Genomic DNA, 18,352 nt, shown 5'->3' with positions numbered 1-18,352 from the left:
GCCAACAACAATCCGATTGCCAAACGAGATTTCAGGATCCGCATAAGCAGACCTTAGCGCCTTAGGGCGATCCGTCTATGGGCCTACAACCCCAACACATCCACCATGTCATACTGACCCGGCGCTTTGCCCTGCCCCCACAGCGCCGCCTTCAGCGCGCCGCGGGCAAAGATGGCGCGGTCCGAGGCCAGATGGCGCAAGACGATGCGCTCTCCGGGTGCGGCGAACAGGACGTCGTGTTCGCCAACCACATCTCCGCCGCGAATGGCGTGAAAGCCGATATCGCCGCGTTTGCGCGCGCCGGTGATGCCGTCGCGGCCCCGGTCGGACACATCGTTCAGCTTGACGCCGCGCCCCTCGGCGGCGGCCTCGCCTAACATCAGCGCGGTGCCCGAAGGCGCATCGACCTTGTGGTGGTGATGGCCTTCTATGATCTCGATGTCGAAATCCTCATCCAGCGCAGCGGCGACCTTTTTGGTCAGTTGCATCAACAGGTTGACGCCAAGGCTCATGTTGCCCGCCCGCACGATGACCGCATGGCGCGAGGCCGGTTCCAGCGCCGCGATCTGTTCGTCTGTCATGCCGGTGGTGCCGATCACATGCACGCAACGCGCCTGTGCGGCCAGTGCGGCAAAATCCAGCGTCGCCTCGGGCGCGGTGAAATCGATCACGGCCTGCGCCTGCGCGAATGCCTCCAGAGGGTCGTCCGTTACAGTCACGCCCAATGCCTGACCGCCCATCGCTTCACCGACGTCCTGACCGATCCAGTCGTGGCCTTTACGCTCGACCACACCGACCAGACGCGCCTGATCGCTATCAGACACGGTCTTGATCAGCATCTGCCCCATACGGCCCGAAGCCCCTGTGATGACGATCCCCGGAATATGGGTCATTGCGCTGGTCCTTTTCGCTAAGTCGGCTCAAAGCCTCCTACCCCGTTCGCGCCTGCTTGGCAAAGCCCTGCTTTGCGCTTAGATCGGGAATATGGCAAAGAACAAATTCCACGATGGCCCTGGCCCGTCCCAACGGCAACTGCGTGTCGGCGAACTGATCCGCCGCACCCTGTCCGAGGTTCTGGCGCGCGGAGATGTCCACGACCCCGACCTGAACCGCATGTCGATCACAGTGGGTGAGGTGCGCACCTCGCCCGATCTGAAGATCGCCACCGCCTATGTGCTGCCCCTTGGCGGCAAGGGGCAGGAGGACGTGATTGAACTGCTGGCCCGCAACAAAGGTGAACTGCGGCGCGTGATTGGCAAGAAACTGAACCTGAAATTCTCGCCCGATCTGCGGTTCCGTCTGGATGATACATTTGACCGTCTGGACGATACCCGCCGCATGTTCGAACAGGACGCGGTGCGCCGCGATCTGGACGAGTGATCCGTACCCTTGTCACGTTGGGCGCTGCCATGTGGGCGGCGCAGGCGGGCGCGGTGACCTGCGAAAAGCTGACCCATGAGGACAAGCGGTATACCGTCTGCGAAGTGGACACCGCCAATGAAGACCTGCGCCTGTTTCTGAATGATGAAAACGGCGCGGTGCTGGGGCATTTTTCATCCGTGAACGAAGCGCTTGCGCCCAGCGGTAAGCAACTGGCCTTTGCGATGAACGCGGGCATGTACCACGACGACCGCTCGCCCGTCGGGCATTATGTCGAAGAGGGACACGAGCAAATGCGCGTGATCCCGAATGCAGGCCCCGGCAATTTCGGCCTGTTGCCCAACGGCGTATTCTGCATCCGTGACGGTCGCGCCGATGTGTATGAGACATTGACCTATGTCGATCAGGCCCCCGATTGCCGGTTCGCCACCCAGTCCGGCCCGATGCTGGTGATCGACGGAGAACTGCATCCGCGTTTCCTGCCCGATTCGACCTCGCTCTATGTGCGCAACGGGGTGGGCACCAGCGCCGATGGAACGCAGGCGGTGTTTGCGATCTCGGAGGATTACGTGACCTTTCACGAGTTCGGCAGCCTGTTTCGGGATGTGATCGGCACCCCGAATGCGCTGTTCTTCGATGGCAATATCTCGCGCATGTATGATCGGGCGGGCGGGCGTTCGGATCTGGGGTTCTCGCTGGGGCCAATTGTGGGTGTGGTGGAAGATACGCCCACAAATTGACAGCGGCAAAACGATCCGCTAACCCGCGCGCCTCAGCAAAAGGCAAGGTGCAAGATGGGACGCAAACGCAAGGGCCGCGACATTTCCGGTTGGCTGGTGGTGGACAAGCCTGCGGGCATGACCTCGACATCCGTAGTCAACAAGGTGCGTTGGGCGATGGATGCCAAAAAGGCGGGCCATGCGGGCACGCTGGACCCCGAGGCAACCGGCGTTCTGGCCGTGGCTTTGGGTGAGGCGACCAAGACCGTTCCTTACATCACCGACGCCTTGAAAGCCTACACCTTCACCGTGCGTCTGGGTCAGGCCACCAATACCGACGATGCCGAAGGCGAGGTGATTGCGGAAAGCGATGCACGCCCCTCGGATGACGATATCAAACAGGCGCTGGCTCCGTTTCTGGGCGACATCATGCAGGTGCCGCCCAAGTTCTCAGCCGTGAAGATCGACGGACAGCGCGCCTATAAGCTGGCCCGCGATGGCGAGGATGTGGAACTGTCTGCCCGGCCCCTGTGGGTCGAGGAACTGGTGGTGGTCGACCGCCCCGACGAAGACCACGTGGTGCTTGAGATGACCTGCGGCAAAGGCGGCTATGTCCGCTCGATCGCGCGCGATCTGGGTGCAGCGTTGGGATGTTACGGCCACGTCAAGGAACTCCGCCGCATCTGGTCCGGCCCGTTCGAGGCCGAAGACGGCCTGTCCATCGAACAGATCGACGAGATGGCCAAGACCGAGGCACTGGACGAGTACCTGCATCCGCTGGAAACCGGCCTGTCGGACCTGCCCGAGCTGAAATGCACCCCCGAGGGTGCCACCCGCCTGCGCAACGGCAATCCGGGCATGGTGCTAGCGTCGGACGTGGAATATGGCGACGAAGCCTGGGCCTCGCTCGATGGCAAGGCCGTGGCCGTGGGCATCTACAAATCCGGCGAATTGCATCCCAGCCGGGTGTTCGTCGCCTGAACGCTGTGCTAGCCGAAAGACATGATCACACGCACCCATACCAAGGGCGACGCGCCCTCGACCGCCATCTATTCGGATTGCGAGCAGTATCGCTATAGCCTGACCCGCGTTTGGAATGCGGCGGGGCGCAAGGCGCTGTTTGTGATGCTGAACCCCTCAACCGCGACCGAGGTGCAGAACGACCCAACGGTGGAACGCTGCGAACGCCGCGCGCGGGCGCTGGGGTTCGGGGCGTTTCAGGTGACAAATATCTTTGCCTGGCGCGACACCGACCCGCGCAAGATGCGCGCCGCTGCCGATCCGGTGGGGCCCGAGAATGACGCCGCGATTCTGGACGGCGTACAATGGGCCGATCAGGTGATCGCCGCCTGGGGCACCCATGGCGCGCATCTGGAACGCGGCCCGGCGGTGGAAACCCTATTGCGCGGCTCAGGCCAGCCTCTGTTTCATTTGGGGCTGACAAAGGACGGGCACCCCAAACACCCGCTTTATATCGCATACACCCAGCAGCCCGAGGCGTGGTGACAAAGGGTTAACCACGGACTCAGGCTTGCTTTGACCAAACCGGGAGCCGGATGGGATAGTTCAACCTCGGAGCAGTGTGCTTTCGGAGGGTTCCCATGTTTCTGGCCGGATTGCTTGGATTGGCCGCCGTCGGCGGCGCGGCTTACGCCATGAGCGACGTGTTCGCGACCGAAGAGGAACCCGAAGACGACGAACCGATAAACGACACGCCCGAGGAACCAACCGAAGGCGAATTTCTGGATATTGGCGAGAACGTTGAAGAACCTGAAACACCCGAGGGTCCGGAGATCTCGACCGGCACCGTAATCTCCGAACATCTTGGTGATCTGGTGATCGCAGGCTCTGACGGTACAGATGAAATCACCGGGCAGGAGGGGGACGACCAGATCAACGGCTATGGCGGAGACGACATCATCAATGGCGGTTGCGGCGATGACGTTCTGCACGGGGGCGACGGTCAGGATGTGATGTCCGGCGGGCACGGATCGGACATTCTGCATGGCGAGGCGGACGACGACCTGCTGTCCGGAAATGCAGGAGACGACAAGCTGTATGGCCATTTCGGCGCCGATGAGCTGGACGGCGGCGAGGGCGCGGATGCGCTCTACGGTGGTCAGGGCGACGACAGGCTGGCAGGCGGCGCAGGCGATGACGCGCTGCACGGTGGATATGGCAATGACACACTATCCGGGGGCGAAGGCGAAGATGTGCTGTTTGGTGGTGATGGCGATGACGTGCTGTTTGGCGGCGAAGACGGCAATTCGCCCAGCACCGACTTTCTGAACGGTGGCACCGGCGACGACACGATCCTGGCCCAGGGCGGAGATGTGGCCAATGGCGGCCAGGGGGCCGACCAGATCATCCTCGACACCGAAGGGGATGACGAAGAGGTCACCGTCATGGGTTTCCAGCCCGGTGAGGACAAGTTGCTGATCACATGGGACGCCTCGGACGATCCCGACATTCAGATCCAGCAGGACGAAGAGAACACCAACCTGACCCGCGTTGTCATCGACGGGCAGGAGGTTGCGCATCTTTACGGGGCCGACGGGATGACCAGCGACGATATCCGATTGATTACCGAGGCCCAACTGGCCCAGTACGGGCAGATGCTCTAGCCTCGCAGAATCCCTTTGCCATTGGCAGAAAAAGCGCCTATACGCGCCCATCCGCATCGGAATCGGTGCGGGTTTCTCCATGGGCCTGTGCTGGACGACATCCCGGCCTGCGCCATTAACTCTAACCTTTAAAGGAGACCCCGATGTCGATCACTACTGCTGAAAAAGCACGCGTCATGAAAGAATTCGCAACCAAAGAAGGCGACACCGGTTCGCCTGAAGTTCAGGTTGCGATCCTGACCTCGCGCATCAACACCCTGACCGAACACTTCAAGACCCACAAGAAAGACAACCACGGTCGTCGCGGTCTGCTGAAAATGGTTGCTCAGCGCCGTAAACTGCTGGACTACCTGAAGGGCAAGGAAGAAGCGCGCTATCAGGACCTGATCAAAAAGCTGGGCATCCGCCGCTAAGCGTTTGCACGTCTCGTCCCGAGCACGAGACCCGGTTCAAGAAAACGCGACGCCCGCCAACAGGTGGGCGTTGGTGCATTTGGGCAACCCTTTGCACACCGCAAGTCGTCAAGAAATTGCCGATCAAGCGACAGGCTAATGACACGATCATCATTAGTAGTATGATAAGTTTGGCAGTTGCGCTTAACCGGTCCTAAAGCGTGCGACTGCAAGTTGGGTAACAAGTTTTGTGAGTAGGCGCGATGGCGACACTGGATCAGGCCATATGGCTGGATGGTACGGGCACGGCCCAGGATGGCAGCACCGTTGTTTCGGACGGGGCAAATTCTACAACGATCACGGCAGATTTCACCGGTGATTGGGTGAGCGACAACCCCGGAAATTCGGGCGCAGACATCAACTCCAACTTTGCGACCACTCCGAACACAGCGGATTTCAGCTTTTCAAACCCCGTAAACAATCTGTCGTTTGATCTTGGGGGGGTAAACGCCAGCGGGTCATTCAACGACGGGTATCAGATTCTGATTCTGGATGAAGACGGAAACCCAATCCCATTGTCCGAAATCACGATCACTCAAAGCGCCGGCGGGACGATCAACATCACCCAGGACGCCGCAGGCAACATTCTGATTGACCCGGATACCGCAATCCCTAACGTCCTGTCGTTTTCGACCGCTGGTCCGGTGTCTCAGATCATCATTACCTCGACCCCGTCGCCTGATGGCTCATCCACAGGCGGCTCGGGGATTGGCGACTTCTCGTTCGACGTTCCCCCGCCGCCACCCTGTTTCGCGCGCGGTACGATGATCGAAACCCCGGACGGGCCAGTTGCTGTGGAAGATCTTCAAGCCGGTGATCTGGTGGTCACCAAGGATAATGGCGCGCAGCCGGTCCGATGGATCGGATCACGCCGCGTTCCTGGCAAGGGCAATCGGGCGCCAGTGGTGTTTCAGGCCGGCGCAATCGGCAATGACCGCGACCTGACGGTCTCGCAGAACCATCGCGTTTTGCTGTCCGGCTGGAAGGCCGAGATGTTGTTTGGCGAGACCGAATGTCTGGTTGCGGCGAAAAGCCTGATCAATGGCGAAACGATTTACCAACGGCCGTGCGCCGAGGTCGAATACTTCCACATCCTGTTTGACCGGCACGAGATCATTTTCAGCGACGGGGCCGCGACGGAAAGCTTTCTGCCCGGTACCGTTGGCTTGTGCAGTCTGGATCATGACCTGCGCTCGGAAATTCTGGACCTGTTCCCAGAGTTGGGGGCATCGGGCAGCAACTCCTACAGCCCGGCCAGACCCCTGTTGAAGTCTTTTGAGGCGGTTGCCCTCTGATCCGGTTGCGACAGACCAAAAGAAAACGCCCGCCGATTGGCGGGCGTTTCTGTGTCTAAAGATGGTTACATCTTGGCGTGCTCTGATTTCAGCGCCAACCACAGGCAGTAGCACATCATCAGCACCACCAGCGTGAACGGAATGCCCGTCGACACGGCCGCCCCTTGCAGCGCGGACAATCCGCCGCCCAGCAACAGTGCAATGGCCACCAGACCTTCCAGCGTGCACCAGAACACGCGCTGAACAACAGGCGCATCCATCTTGCCACCCGCCGTGATCGTGTCGATCACCAGCGACCCCGAGTCGGACGAAGTGACAAAGAACACCACGATCAGGATCAGCGCGATCGGAGCCACGATGCCATAAAGCGGCAGTTCTTTCAGGAAACCGAACAGCGCGCCTTCGGGGGCGTAGCTGTCGATCACTGTCGCGCGGACACCTTCTGCGCCGCCCGCGTTCAGCATGTCGATCGCGGCACCGCCAAAGGTCGACATCCACAACGCACAGACGGCCGTTGGGGCCAGCAGCGCGCAAAGGATAAACTCACGCACCGTGCGACCCTTGGAGATACGAGCAATGAACATGCCCACAAAGGGCGACCACGCGATCCACCAGGCCCAGTAGAAGGTCGTCCAGCCATGGAAGTAACTGGTGTCTTCGCGCCCGAACGGGTTGGACAAGGCCGGAAGGTGCGTCACGTAATCCACCATGACGTTGAAATAGCGCGCAATAGCTGTGCCAACACCGGTGACGACGATCACGAAGATGAAGAGGCCGACGGCCATGATCATATTGATCTCGCTCAGCCGTTTGACGCCCGCATCCATACCCATCAGGACCGAGCCCAGCGCGATCAGCGTGATACCGATGATCAGCAGGACAACCACAGTCGGGCTGGGTTCGATGCCAAACACCTCATTCAAACCCGCCGCAACCTGCTGCGCCCCAAGACCCAAAGAAGTGGTGAGGCCGAACAGTGTTGCGAACACCGCAAGCGTGTCGATGATGTGGCCCCACCAGCCCCAGACCCGCTCGCCCAGCAATGGGTAAAAGGCCGACCGCAGGGTCAGCGGCAGGTCCAGATTATAGGCAAAGATCGCAAGGCTCAGACCCACGGCGGCGTAAACCGCCCAGCCTTCAAGGCCCCAATGGTGGATCGTGCCCACGATGCCCGCGTATTCGTTACCCGGCACGGCAATGTCGATTCCTAAGGGCGCGGCGTTGCCGCCTTCGGCGAAGTTGTAATAGACCGGCTCCATCACACCAAAGAACAGCAGACCGATGCCAATACCGGCGGCGAACATCATCGCGATCCAACCGGCATAGGAATAGTCAGGCTCGGCGTCCTTGCCGCCGATCCTCACCTTGCCGACAGGCAGAACGATCAGCACCAGACAGAACAGGGTGATTGCATCGACCGAGAGCACAAGGAACCAGTCAAACGTGCTGGTCAGCCAGGGCCGAAGCCAGCCAAAGAACGAGGCCGCGGCCTCCTGATTGGCCAATGCGATCAGGACGAACGCAAAGATCAGGATACTCGAGATCAGGAAGACCGGATTGTGTATGTCCAGACCGAATGGCCGGACGTTATCCTGCCCCAGCTCATATTCGGTTTCGAAGTCATAAATCCGGGGATCCGGATCAAGCATTTTCTTGGTTTCAGCCATTCGACTTTCCCTCAGTTTGCTACGTGCAAACGCCAAGGTATTCGGTCGAAGACGGCCTTATTTATCTAGTCCCTTGGCGCGTTCCCGTCCTTGCGACCGCAGGTCTTGTGGGTCGAGCCTACACCCTCATCATAATATGGCAAAATTATTCTTTTTTCGGAATGTGTTGTTCAGGGCATCAAGGTAAAGGGCGCAAACCGGTTCAGGGGCCTTCGACAGGCCCGCCGGATTTCTGCCGAAGCGCCGCGCGTAAACGATCATGCACCGTAAGGAACTCCTGAAAATGCTCCTCGCCGCTGCCCAAGGGTTCGGCGTTGTGGACATCCAAACGGAACGTGGCCCGCATCGGAACCTGCCCGTCGATCACAAACATCTCGTACTCCGTCGGCGCAATGGTCAATCGCCCGGTCAGGCGAACACGCTCATAATACAAGGTCGGGGCCCACTGGTCCGAAAGCCGGACACGGATCATCTGATTGGGCGGGGGTGGCGGCAGGTGGCTGCACATACCGGGCTGAGGCACCAGATAGGCCACACCATGCCCCTGTTCATCCGAAGGCGCGGGGATCACATAGCCGGTGATTGTGACAACCTGATCGTCGACCTTGGGGTTCCCGGCGGTATCAGCCATCTCGCGACGCTGAATCACCGCATCACGCTGGGACATGAGCCGGTCGATATCGATCTGATCGGCGGCCAGCGCCTGTTCCGTTTCGGACAAAAGCTCTTGCCATTTGTGTTGTTCGTCCGCGCTGCCGACATCCTGCTGCAAGCGCCCACGCAAGCGCAGCGCAAAGCGCAGGTCATCAAACTGCTCGGCGCTCAGCTCGCGAAACGGGTCTTCAAAGTCCTGCGCGGCAGGGTCCGGCAGATCAGACCACTCGACAGGTTGGGACGCCAGTGCCGCAAAACCCCACAGGGTCAGCAACGCGACGCTCAGCAACCGCAGGCAAAAGGTCATGGCATCCTCGGGTATGGGACATGTGTCATCATGTAAGCAATCCTGCGTGTTTTGCCACACACGCTTGTTCAGCAATGGTCACACTATGGGCATGGCGGTCCACCGCCGCCTTGTGCGGTTTCGCTTTCCTTCCAACGTTTTCTGCTGTATGCGCGCGGTATCTGAGACGTTGTGCCCTGACCCCGGCACTCGAATGGAAGATAAAGTGGGGTCGGCGGCAATGGGGCCGCCATGCAAACCGGAGACCCGCAGGGGCGGGAGTGCTCCGTTCTAGGATACGCATATGTTTGATGTAACGAAGAAATCGATTCAGTGGGGCGAAGAGACGCTGACACTGGAAACCGGCAAGGTTGCCCGTCAGGCCGACGGCACCGTGATCGCCACGCTGGGCGAAACCAGCGTCATGGCGAACGTGACCTTTGCCAAGCAACAAAAGCCCGGTCAGGACTTTTTCCCGCTGACCGTGCACTATCAGGAAAAATACTATGCCGCCGGTAAAGTTCCGGGTGGCTTCTTCAAGCGCGAGGCGCGCCCGACCGAGAAAGAGACGCTGACCGCGCGTCTGATTGACCGTCCGATCCGCCCGCTGTTCGTTGACGGCTTCAAGAACGAAGTTCTGGTCATGTGCACCGTGCTGAGCCACGATCTGGTCAACGACCCCGACATCGTCGCGATGATTGCCGCTTCGGCTGCCCTGACCATCTCGGGCGCGCCGTTCATGGGCCCGATCGCCGGTGCTCGCGTTGGTTTCGTGGATGGCGAATACGTCCTGAACCCGACCGTGGACGACATGCAGGACCTGCGCCTGAACCCCGAACAGCGTCTGGATCTGGTTGTTGCCGGTACCAAAGACGCCGTGATGATGGTGGAATCGGAAGCGTACGAACTGTCCGAGGCCGAAATGCTGGGCGCCGTGACCTTCGCGCACGAGCAAATCCAGCCGGTCATCGACCTGATCATTTCGCTGGCCGAAGAAACCGCGAAAGAGCCGTTTGACTTCGCCGCTCCCGATTACTCGGAGCTGTACGCCGCTGTTGCCGCAGCCGGTGAAGAGCAGATGCGCGCCGCCTTCGCGATCACCGACAAGCAAGAGCGCACCGCCGCTGTTGCCGCTGCCCGCGAAGCGATCAAGGAAGCGCTGACCGAGGAACAGCTGGAAGACGCGAACCTCGGCTCGGCGATGAAAAAGCTGGAAGCCGGCATCCTGCGCGGTGACGTCGTCAAAGGCGGCAAGCGCATCGACGGCCGTTCGACCACCGACATCCGTGGCATCGAAGCCGAAACCTCGATGCTGCCGCGTACCCACGGTTCTGCCCTGTTCACCCGTGGTGAAACGCAGGCACTGGCCGTGACAACACTGGGCACCGGTGATGATGAGCAGTTCATCGACGCGCTGCATGGCAACTTCAAATCGAACTTCCTGCTGCACTACAACTTCCCCCCCTATTCGGTTGGTGAAGTTGGCCGCGTGGGTGGCCCGGGCCGTCGTGAGATCGGCCACGGCAAGCTGGCATGGCGCGCCCTGCAGGCGGTTCTGCCTGCGGCAACCGACTTCCCCTACACGATCCGCATCGTGTCCGAGATCACCGAATCCAACGGCTCGTCCTCGATGGCGTCGGTCTGCGGCGGCTCGCTGTCGATGATGGATGCGGGCGTTCCGCTGAAAGCACCGGTTGCCGGTGTGGCCATGGGTCTGATCCTGGAAGATGACGGCAACTATGCCATCCTGTCGGACATTCTGGGTGACGAAGATCACCTGGGCGACATGGACTTCAAGGTTGCTGGTACCGAAAACGGCATCACCTCGCTGCAGATGGACATCAAGGTTGCGGGCATCACGCCCGAGATCATGGAGAAAGCCCTGGCGCAAGCCAAGGACGGCCGCATGCACATTCTGGGTGAGATGGGCAAAGCCCTGTCCGAGACCAACGAATTCTCGGTCCACGCTCCGCGCATCGAGACCATGAACATCCCGACCGACAAGATCCGCGAAGTGATCGGCTCGGGCGGCAAGGTCATCCGCGAAATCGTCGAGACCTCGGGTGCCAAGGTCGACATCAACGACGACGGCGTCATCAAGATCGCCTCGCCCGATGGGGAGTCGATCAAGAAAGCCTATGACATGATCTATTCGATCGTGGCCGAGCCGGAAGAGGGTCAGATCTACACCGGTAAAGTGGTCAAGATTGTCGACTTTGGTGCCTTCGTGAACTTCTTTGGCAAGCGCGACGGTCTGGTCCACGTGTCCCAGATCGAAAACCGCCGCCTGAACCATCCGTCGGATGTTCTGAAGGAAGGTCAGGAAGTAAAGGTCAAGCTGCTGGGCTTTGACGATCGCGGCAAGGTTCGCCTGTCGATGAAAGTGGTCGATCAGGAAACCGGCGAAGAGATCGTTCCCGAAAAGAAAGAAAAGAAAGAGGAAGGCGCAGAGTAATCTGCTTCCCTTTTCTAATGATGAAGGCCCCGGTGATCCACCGGGGCCTTTTTTATGCCACTCTGCCGCCCGTGGGCTTTGATAAAGCCTGATCGAACGCATAAACCTTGGTTCAATTGCATCCATTTCAACCAAAGCCCAATCGAAACGATCCGGGCACCCTCCCAACTCCATTGCGTTGAAACGCGCAAAAACAGGAGATGCGATATGGAAAACCTGAAAATTCTGACCCTTGCCGGTTTGATTGCAGCAGCCCCCGCGCTGGCCCTGGCCAATGTGGGGCAGGGCGAAAAACTGGGGACGGATGAGGCTGACATCCGTGCGGCGCTGGAGGCGCAGGGCTATGTGGTCGAAGAGATCGAATTCGAAGACGGCGAGATCGAGGTTGAACTCAGCAAGGATGGCGTGGAAACTGAACTGGTCCTGAACAATGTCGATGGCACCGTGACCGCCATTGAACTTGAAGAGGATGACGACTGACCGCGCGACCCTGAAGGAGCATCATGAAGATATCGCAAACGTCTTTGTTGTGGCTCCTTTTGGTGGTGCAGGCCCTCTGCGCCACCTTTTTCCTGACCGATGCACTGCTGGATTGGACCGGGGGCGAAAGCGCCGGCTTCCGGTACTTGCACAGTTTTGAACTTTTGATCTCAATAGCGCTTTTGGGTGGATTGGCGGCAGCGATTGCGCTGATCCGCGCCCAGAACCGGCGCGTTCGGGATATAAAACGGCAGCTTGGCGTGGCCCAAGGCGCGTTCGCACAGGTTATCGGCACCCAGTTTGACGAATGGCGGCTAAGCAAAGCCGAACGCGATGTTGCGCTGCTCTCGCTCAAGGGCCTGTCGATTGCCCAAATCGCGGAACTTCGGCAGACCAAAGAAGGTACGATCAAGGCCCAAAGTGCTGCAGTATACCGCAAAGCTGGCGTGTCCGGCCGCTTGCAACTGCTCAGCTTCTTTGTCGAGGAACTGCTGTCAGAACCCCTCATGGAACGACCAACATCCCGAGGGTAAGCCCGCCCTGCGACTGCAATTGTTCAATGGGCTACTTATTCACTCACCCACACCCAAAATCCCGTGACGCGAAGTGATGGTCGCGCGCCTTCCTTTTGACCTCCGATTGCCCACATCAGCGCCATGGACCATTCGGAACAAAGGACATGGATTATGGTTTCTCGACTTCTTCTTACCTCGGCGGCGCTGATTTTGGGTGTGACCGCCGCGTCAGCGCAAAGCCTGACGGACGGCACCTATATCCACGGCTTCCTGGGCTATAGCGACCTTCAGGATACCGACTTCAGCGGCAGCATCGGCGGCGCTTCCGAATCCGTCGACACCGATTTCGATGGCGGTGTCGGTCTGGGGATCGCAATCGGTAAAGAGATCCCTCAATGGTCCAATGACGCCATTGGCACGCGGATCGAGCTGGAGCTGTCCTATCGCGACAACAACGTGGACGGCGTCAACTTCTCCGGAAATGGCCCGGGGGCCGAGGGTAATATCTCGGGCGATGTGACCCAAACCTCGCTCTTTGCCAATGTGCTGTTCGACTTAAAGGGTAACAGCGCCTTCACCCCCTATGCCGGTTTCGGTCTGGGTGCGACCTATTCTGATATCGATTTCGCCTACGGCCCCGGCGTCACGCTGGATGACAGCGGCACCGATTTCGCGGCACAGCTGATCGCCGGTGTCGCCTATGACATCAACGAAGACACCGCCTTTACCGTTGATGCGCGCTATACCCGTGCCTTCGACGTCTCATCCGCGCGTCTGGCCCCCACCGGCGCTTCGACGGGAACGGTCGAGGATGACTTGGACACGTTCAGCATCAATTTCGGCCTGCGCTACGGGTTCTGAGCCCCACCAAGGGCGGTGTTCGTCTCCGGTTTCGCCGCCCCTGGCGTGCCTCCGCCCAAGTGGCGGGGGCATGTATTTTCAAAACTCCTGTTATCCGTGAAAGCCCGGTTCTCGGGATTCACCCCATCCCATATCCATGCGGTCGCGCGCTCGGTTTAGTAAACCATATGTTAACACTTATAAGTTGAATTAGCCCAAACTTAAGGAAAACTTTTGTAAATTCTGGGAAGACGTTCCGCCGTGGCCTCCATCACCATCTACGAACTCAGCGCGGACCCCTTCAGCACCAATAGCGTTTCAATCGAAGCCGCATATAGCGCGGACATCATCGATGATGACACGTTTCTGCAAAGCTCGGATTCCAGCACTCAACTGGATCTCAGCGGTGTCCCGAACTTCCACAACTCTTCCTCCAGCTTTCAGGTGTTCGAAACCTATCAGGGCGAAATCAACGGGCAGGCTGTGTCCTTTGTCCAATTGCAGTTCACCTCTCCGATCTATGTGGTTGTCACATCGGGTCAGGCCAACGTCGGGGACACGATTGCAGTCACCAGCAGGCCCTCATCAACACCCCCAACCGAATACAGCACACTACCGTCCTTTGTCTGCTTCACCTCCGGATCGATGATCCTGACACCAACAGGCCGCCGCCGGGTCGAGGCTTTGCGCCCCGGAGATCCCGTCATCGTTGCCGGAGGTCAGGTTCGGCCCGTCCGCTGGATCGGCAAACGCAGGCTGTCCCGGCAAGACCTGCGCCAATCCCCGCATCTCTGTCCGATCCGGGTCAGGTCGGACCATTTTTCAACCACCTGCACCAATCGCGATCTGGTGGTTTCACCGCAACATCGGATCGCGGTTTCCTCCCCAAAAATGGAGCTTTTTTGTTCCGCCCCAATGATGCTGGCCCCAGCCAAAAATCTGGTTGATGGCAAATCTGTCCGCCAGTTGCCACCAGATGAAGGCGTCGACTACATCCATATCCTGTTCGATCAGCATGAACTGGTGAATGTCGATGGCATCTGGTCTGAATCCCTTTATCCGGGCGACACGACGCTCAGCGCGATGACCGCCGAGACCCGAAAGGAACTGCTAAACCTATTCCCGACCCTCAGGCAGGGCGCAAAAGGATACGGCCCCACCGTCCTGCCCGTCCTGAAACCCTTCGAAATACGCCTGCTGCGGCACACGCTTATATTAAACTGCGGGCTGGAAAATCCCTGGTCGATAACCCGCCCCGCCGCCCACGCAGCTTGAACCCCTGGAAAACGGCCATTATCTGCCAAATGAAACATTTCAAACAGTCACGGCTCTGTGTTTCGCCATCACCACCCTTCCCCAACACGCCGGGGTGCTCTATGCACATGCCAATGCGCTCGTTCGTCATTCATATGTCTTCCAGCACCGCCCGGCGGGAAAACGCCGAAAGGCTTTGCGCGGACCTGCCCAACGCCGAATTGTTCGAGGCCGTGAATGGGCGCGACCCCGATCAAATTTCGGATGTCTGCCTGCATCCCGGCAATCTGCATCGGCCCCACTACCCTTTTGCGCTGCTGCCCACCGAGGTCGGCGTGTTCCAAAGCCACCGCCGCATCTGGCAGAAAATGGTGGACGAAAACATCGATCTGGCACTCATCACCGAAGATGATCTGCGTATCGACCCTGCCCAATTGCAGCAGATCCTGGCGCTTTTGAAGCGCGAGGCGACCCCGGATCACTACATCCGCATACCGGTCAAACAACGCGAGATTCCGGCACAAACCATTGCCGAGGAAAACGGGCTGCGCCTGGTTCTGCCTTGGGTGGTCGGGTTGCAATGTGTCTGCCAGATGGTGGGACGTCGCGCCGCCGCACGCATGTTGGCCGCTACGGATCAGATCGACCGCCCGGTCGATACGTTTCTGCAAATGCACTGGCTGACCGGCCAACCGATCCACACCCTGCTCGGCAGCGGCAACCGGGAAATCGCCGGTGAAATCGGCGGCTCGACAATCCAGAAAAGCCCGCCGTTCAGCGACAAGCTGACCCGCGAATTCAAGCGCGCGGCCTACAGGGCAAAACTCTACAGCTACCCACAGCGCCCGCCTGCTTCATCTGGCCATAAATATCCTCGGGGGGAGTCGCGCCTCTAGGCGCGGCGGGGGGCAGACAGCCCCCCTGACCCGGTCCGTCTTAAGACGGCGCCTTGGTCTTACGCAGATAAGGAAAGATCGTCTCGAACTCGCCAAATTTCTCTTTGGCATCTTCATTCGACACGGCAGGCGGAATGATCACATCCTCGCCCGGCACCCAGTTCGCAGGCGTCGCAACACCCTTGGCCGACATCTGCAACCCGTCCAGCGCGCGCAGGATCTCGGCAAAGTTGCGGCCCACAGTCATCGGGTAAGTCATCGACAGTTTCAACTGCTTGTCCGGCCCAATGATAAAGACCGACCGCACGGTGGCGCTGTCGGCGGGGGTGCGCCCGTCGGGCAGGTAGGCTTCGGCAGGCAGCATGTCAAACGCCTTGGACACGGCCAACCCATCATCGGCGATGATCGGAAAACCGGGATTGGCGTTCCCATAAGCCTCGATGTCTTTCTTCCACTTCTTGTGATCTTCCACGCCATCGACCGATACGCCGATCACCTTGGTGTTTCGGGCCGCCCATTCGTCATTCAACTGGGCCACAGCCGAAAACTCGGTGGTGCAAACCGGGGTGAAGTCTTTCGGGTGCGAGAACAGGATCGCCCAGCTGTCACCGATCCAGTCGTGAAACTGAACGGTGCCCTGATCCGTTTCTGCGGTGAAATTGGGAACCGTGTCATTGATGCGCAAACCCATGGTGCATCTCCTTTCCTGTGAAAAACCCGAGTCGGTTGCCGTAAACCTAAACACTCTGCGTCAGAGTTAAACCATTGGCCCGCGCAAGGATACGCCATTCCCGCTGCAAGCGGTAAGAGATTTGATCAAAACACCCTCTTGCCCCGCTATGCCGCCAGTGCCAGAGTGCCCCGAAACCGGCCCCAATGCCGTCTGATCAGGAGGGAGAGCCATGATCGAAAAGCGTGAATTCTACATCAACGGCCAATGGGTTACCCCATCCGCGCCCAATGACTTCGACGTCATCAACCCATCGACAGAAGAGCCCTGCGCAGTGATCTCACTGGGCGGTCAGGCTGATACCGATGCCGCCGTTGCTGCCGCCAGGGCGGCCCTGCCCGGCTGGATGGCCACCCCGGTTGCCGAGCGGATTGCACTGGTCGAGAAACTGGCCGGGATCTACCAGACCCGCAACGAGGATCTGGCACAGGCTATGTCGCTGGAAATGGGAGCCCCGATCGATTTGGCGCGGGCGGCTCAGGCAGGGGCGGGCATGTACCACCTGAACACCTTCATCCGCGCAGCCAAGGCCTTTCCCTTCGAATATCCGCTGGGCGATCATGCCCCAAACGACCGCATCATCCACGAGGCCGTCGGCGTTGCCGGTCTGATCACGCCCTGGAACTGGCCGATGAACCAGATCACGCTCAAAGTTGGGGCCGCCGCGATTGCCGGATGCACGATGGTTCTGAAACCGTCCGAGCAAAGCCCGCTGAACGCGATGATCTTTGCCGAGTTGATGGACGCCGCCGGTTTTCCGCCCGGCGTGTTCAATCTGGTGAATGGCGACGGGGTTGGCGTCGGTTCGCAATTGTCCAGCCATCCGGATGTGGACATGATCAGCTTTACCGGCTCGACCCGTGCGGGAACCGCAATTTCCAAGGCAGCTGCGGAAACATTGAAGAAAGTACATCTGGAACTGGGCGGCAAAGGCGCGAATGTGGTCTTTGCCGATGCGGATGCCAGCGCGGTGAAGCGCGGTGTCTTGCATATGATGAACAACACCGGCCAAAGCTGTAACGCCCCCAGCCGGATGTTGGTCCAGCGCCCGATCTACGATCAGGCCGTCGAAACCGCCGCCGAGGTGGCCAACATGGTCAAGGTTGGCCCCGCTGCCGAGGAAGGCCGCCATATCGGCCCTGTGGTGAACGAGGCGCAGTGGAGCAAAATTCAGGACCTGATCCAGAAAGGCATCGACGAAGGCGCGCGTCTGGTCGCAGGCGGCACCGGACGGCCTGAGGGTCTGAACAAGGGCTACTACGTGCGACCCACGGTCTTTGCCGATGCCAATAACCAGATGACCATCGCGCGCGAGGAAATCTTTGGCCCCGTCCTGACCATGATCCCCTTCGACACCGAGGAAGAGGCAATCGAGATCGCCAATGACACGCCATATGGCCTGACCAACTATGTCCAGACACAGGATGGCGAGCGCGCCAATCGCATGGCGCGGGCATTGCGTTCGGGCATGGTCGAGATGAACGGCAAATCGCGCAGCGCGGGGTCTCCGTTCGGGGGCATGAAGCAATCCGGCAATGGACGCGAAGGTGGCGTTTGGGGGCTTGAGGATTTTCTGGAAGTCAAAGCCGTCGGTGGCTGGGCCGCCGAGTAACGCCTGTTTTCTACGATCAAAATGTGAGGCACCCCAGGGTGCCTCGCTTTATTTTCAAGCTGGTTGGACGACGAGCTGCGGCTCTCCGTCCGATGTATGACGGGTAGACCGCCCGTCCCAACCGATCTCGCCGGTCACGCGCTGCCGGAAGGCCGAGAAGCTGTCAAACCGCACCACGTCCACGGGCGCGTCGAATTGCAGCGTCACACGGCGGTGCCCGCCATCACCCAGCATCGTCAAACCGCGAATGACCGCATTGAACGGCTGACCCAGATAGCGTCCTTTGACCCGGTCACCGACCCTGAGATGCAGCCGGTTGCCTGCCATCGCACGCAGCGTGTTCCAGTCTTTGGCCCCTTGCTGATGGGCCACCAGCTCTAGGGCCTCGCTATGCGACAGGATCACATCCGCGCTGCGCAGCCTCTCGCGCAGTCGCTTTGCCTGCGCCTTCAGCTCCGAAACCGGAGCGATGTCTTGATCAATAGTCATGTCT

General features: G+C 59.6%; 19 protein-coding genes. 14 read left to right on the top strand and 5 right to left on the bottom strand.

Annotated elements, in window-relative coordinates:
- Nucleotides 1–83 precede the first annotated feature (83 nt).
- Nucleotides 84–893: a 4-hydroxy-tetrahydrodipicolinate reductase gene (dapB, locus tag ACR0KJ_RS10145; RefSeq protein WP_170453634.1), complete on the bottom strand. Its 810-nt coding sequence runs from the start codon at nt 891–893 to the stop codon at nt 84–86.
- Nucleotides 894–984: 91 nt separating this feature from the next.
- Between dapB and rbfA the strand changes: the two genes are divergently transcribed.
- The 7 genes from rbfA to ACR0KJ_RS10110 all read left to right on the top strand — a co-directional run bounded on the left by rbfA (nt 985) and on the right by ACR0KJ_RS10110 (nt 6,470).
- On the top strand, nt 985–1,380 hold the full coding sequence (gene rbfA, locus ACR0KJ_RS10140) for a 30S ribosome-binding factor RbfA (RefSeq protein WP_170453633.1): 396 nt from the start codon (nt 985–987) through the stop codon (nt 1,378–1,380).
- Nucleotides 1,377–2,120 carry a phosphodiester glycosidase family protein gene (locus ACR0KJ_RS10135; protein WP_480583829.1) on the top strand — a complete coding sequence of 248 codons (744 nt, stop codon included), beginning with the start codon at nt 1,377–1,379 and terminating at the stop codon, nt 2,118–2,120. The genes rbfA and ACR0KJ_RS10135 overlap by 4 nt, the downstream gene beginning before the upstream one ends.
- Before the next feature lie 54 nt (nt 2,121–2,174).
- Nucleotides 2,175–3,080: a tRNA pseudouridine(55) synthase TruB gene (gene truB, locus ACR0KJ_RS10130; protein WP_480583826.1), complete on the top strand. Its 906-nt coding sequence runs from the start codon at nt 2,175–2,177 to the stop codon at nt 3,078–3,080.
- 21 nt (nt 3,081–3,101) lie between these two features.
- Nucleotides 3,102–3,605: a DUF1643 domain-containing protein gene (locus ACR0KJ_RS10125; RefSeq protein ID WP_480626586.1), complete on the top strand. Its 504-nt coding sequence runs from the start codon at nt 3,102–3,104 to the stop codon at nt 3,603–3,605.
- Nucleotides 3,606–3,700: 95 nt separating this feature from the next.
- The gene (locus ACR0KJ_RS10120) at nt 3,701–4,723 is read left to right on the top strand and encodes a calcium-binding protein (RefSeq protein ID WP_480626585.1); all 1,023 of its coding nucleotides are present in this window, start codon (nt 3,701–3,703) and stop codon (nt 4,721–4,723) included.
- A 143-nt stretch (nt 4,724–4,866) separates the two neighbouring features.
- Entirely contained in the window at nt 4,867–5,136 is a 270-nt protein-coding gene (gene rpsO, locus ACR0KJ_RS10115) for a 30S ribosomal protein S15 (RefSeq protein WP_170453629.1), read from the top strand.
- A gap of 242 nt (nt 5,137–5,378) precedes the next feature.
- Nucleotides 5,379–6,470 (top strand): Hint domain-containing protein, encoded by a 1,092-nt coding sequence (locus ACR0KJ_RS10110; RefSeq protein ID WP_480626584.1) that lies wholly within the window; start codon nt 5,379–5,381, stop codon nt 6,468–6,470.
- Between the two features lie 65 nt (nt 6,471–6,535).
- On the opposite strand, the gene ACR0KJ_RS10105 is transcribed toward ACR0KJ_RS10110, so the two are convergent.
- The gene (locus ACR0KJ_RS10105) at nt 6,536–8,137 is read right to left on the bottom strand and encodes a BCCT family transporter (RefSeq protein WP_170623230.1); all 1,602 of its coding nucleotides are present in this window, start codon (nt 8,135–8,137) and stop codon (nt 6,536–6,538) included.
- A 202-nt stretch (nt 8,138–8,339) separates the two neighbouring features.
- Nucleotides 8,340–9,098 (bottom strand): DUF3299 domain-containing protein, encoded by a 759-nt coding sequence (locus tag ACR0KJ_RS10100; protein WP_480626583.1) that lies wholly within the window; start codon nt 9,096–9,098, stop codon nt 8,340–8,342.
- A 283-nt stretch (nt 9,099–9,381) separates the two neighbouring features.
- Here ACR0KJ_RS10100 and pnp point away from each other — a divergent pair, with 283 nt between their 5' ends.
- The 6 genes from pnp (at nt 9,382) to ACR0KJ_RS10070 (ending at nt 15,517) form a co-directional block, all read left to right on the top strand.
- Nucleotides 9,382–11,532 carry a polyribonucleotide nucleotidyltransferase gene (pnp, locus tag ACR0KJ_RS10095; protein WP_170453626.1) on the top strand — a complete coding sequence of 717 codons (2,151 nt, stop codon included), beginning with the start codon at nt 9,382–9,384 and terminating at the stop codon, nt 11,530–11,532.
- Nucleotides 11,533–11,739: 207 nt separating this feature from the next.
- Nucleotides 11,740–12,012: a PepSY domain-containing protein gene (locus ACR0KJ_RS10090; protein ID WP_480626582.1), complete on the top strand. Its 273-nt coding sequence runs from the start codon at nt 11,740–11,742 to the stop codon at nt 12,010–12,012.
- A 23-nt stretch (nt 12,013–12,035) separates the two neighbouring features.
- Nucleotides 12,036–12,545, top strand: a complete 510-nt coding sequence (locus tag ACR0KJ_RS10085; protein WP_480626581.1) for a helix-turn-helix transcriptional regulator — start codon at nt 12,036–12,038, stop codon at nt 12,543–12,545.
- A 153-nt stretch (nt 12,546–12,698) separates the two neighbouring features.
- Nucleotides 12,699–13,388, top strand: coding sequence for an outer membrane protein (locus ACR0KJ_RS10080; RefSeq protein ID WP_480626580.1), 690 nt, complete (start codon nt 12,699–12,701; stop codon nt 13,386–13,388).
- A gap of 240 nt (nt 13,389–13,628) precedes the next feature.
- Complete coding sequence (locus tag ACR0KJ_RS10075; protein ID WP_170623236.1) at nt 13,629–14,642, top strand: Hint domain-containing protein; 1,014 nt, start codon at nt 13,629–13,631, stop codon at nt 14,640–14,642.
- 101 nt (nt 14,643–14,743) lie between these two features.
- Nucleotides 14,744–15,517 (top strand): glycosyltransferase family 25 protein, encoded by a 774-nt coding sequence (locus ACR0KJ_RS10070; protein ID WP_480626579.1) that lies wholly within the window; start codon nt 14,744–14,746, stop codon nt 15,515–15,517.
- Between the two features lie 40 nt (nt 15,518–15,557).
- Here ACR0KJ_RS10070 and ACR0KJ_RS10065 read toward each other — a convergent pair whose 3' ends face one another.
- Complete coding sequence (locus ACR0KJ_RS10065) at nt 15,558–16,208, bottom strand: peroxiredoxin (protein WP_170521286.1); 651 nt, start codon at nt 16,206–16,208, stop codon at nt 15,558–15,560.
- Nucleotides 16,209–16,419: 211 nt separating this feature from the next.
- Here ACR0KJ_RS10065 and ACR0KJ_RS10060 point away from each other — a divergent pair, with 211 nt between their 5' ends.
- Entirely contained in the window at nt 16,420–17,859 is a 1,440-nt protein-coding gene (locus ACR0KJ_RS10060) for an aldehyde dehydrogenase family protein (protein ID WP_480626578.1), read from the top strand.
- A 54-nt stretch (nt 17,860–17,913) separates the two neighbouring features.
- On the opposite strand, the gene ACR0KJ_RS10055 is transcribed toward ACR0KJ_RS10060, so the two are convergent.
- Nucleotides 17,914–18,348 carry a glyoxalase superfamily protein gene (locus ACR0KJ_RS10055; protein WP_170631145.1) on the bottom strand — a complete coding sequence of 145 codons (435 nt, stop codon included), beginning with the start codon at nt 18,346–18,348 and terminating at the stop codon, nt 17,914–17,916.
- Nucleotides 18,349–18,352: the final 4 nt, after the last annotated feature.

Source organism: Ruegeria sp. AD6 (assembly GCF_056542325.1).
Note: the sequence above shows the minus strand (reverse complement) of the source record. Positions and strands in the feature narration are given on the sequence as shown.

Coding starts and splice junctions, on each gene's coding strand:
- dapB (WP_170453634.1), bottom strand. CDS start 893: ATGACCCATATTCCGGGGATCGTCATCACAGGGGCTTCGGGCCGTATG.
- rbfA (WP_170453633.1), top strand. CDS start 985: ATGGCAAAGAACAAATTCCACGATGGCCCTGGCCCGTCCCAACGGCAA.
- truB (WP_480583826.1), top strand. CDS start 2,175: ATGGGACGCAAACGCAAGGGCCGCGACATTTCCGGTTGGCTGGTGGTG.
- ACR0KJ_RS10125 (WP_480626586.1), top strand. CDS start 3,102: ATGATCACACGCACCCATACCAAGGGCGACGCGCCCTCGACCGCCATC.
- ACR0KJ_RS10120 (WP_480626585.1), top strand. CDS start 3,701: ATGTTTCTGGCCGGATTGCTTGGATTGGCCGCCGTCGGCGGCGCGGCT.
- rpsO (WP_170453629.1), top strand. CDS start 4,867: ATGTCGATCACTACTGCTGAAAAAGCACGCGTCATGAAAGAATTCGCA.
- ACR0KJ_RS10110 (WP_480626584.1), top strand. CDS start 5,379: ATGGCGACACTGGATCAGGCCATATGGCTGGATGGTACGGGCACGGCC.
- ACR0KJ_RS10105 (WP_170623230.1), bottom strand. CDS start 8,137: ATGGCTGAAACCAAGAAAATGCTTGATCCGGATCCCCGGATTTATGAC.
- ACR0KJ_RS10100 (WP_480626583.1), bottom strand. CDS start 9,098: ATGACCTTTTGCCTGCGGTTGCTGAGCGTCGCGTTGCTGACCCTGTGG.
- pnp (WP_170453626.1), top strand. CDS start 9,382: ATGTTTGATGTAACGAAGAAATCGATTCAGTGGGGCGAAGAGACGCTG.
- ACR0KJ_RS10090 (WP_480626582.1), top strand. CDS start 11,740: ATGGAAAACCTGAAAATTCTGACCCTTGCCGGTTTGATTGCAGCAGCC.
- ACR0KJ_RS10085 (WP_480626581.1), top strand. CDS start 12,036: ATGAAGATATCGCAAACGTCTTTGTTGTGGCTCCTTTTGGTGGTGCAG.
- ACR0KJ_RS10080 (WP_480626580.1), top strand. CDS start 12,699: ATGGTTTCTCGACTTCTTCTTACCTCGGCGGCGCTGATTTTGGGTGTG.
- ACR0KJ_RS10070 (WP_480626579.1), top strand. CDS start 14,744: ATGCACATGCCAATGCGCTCGTTCGTCATTCATATGTCTTCCAGCACC.
- ACR0KJ_RS10065 (WP_170521286.1), bottom strand. CDS start 16,208: ATGGGTTTGCGCATCAATGACACGGTTCCCAATTTCACCGCAGAAACG.
- ACR0KJ_RS10060 (WP_480626578.1), top strand. CDS start 16,420: ATGATCGAAAAGCGTGAATTCTACATCAACGGCCAATGGGTTACCCCA.
- ACR0KJ_RS10055 (WP_170631145.1), bottom strand. CDS start 18,348: ATGACTATTGATCAAGACATCGCTCCGGTTTCGGAGCTGAAGGCGCAG.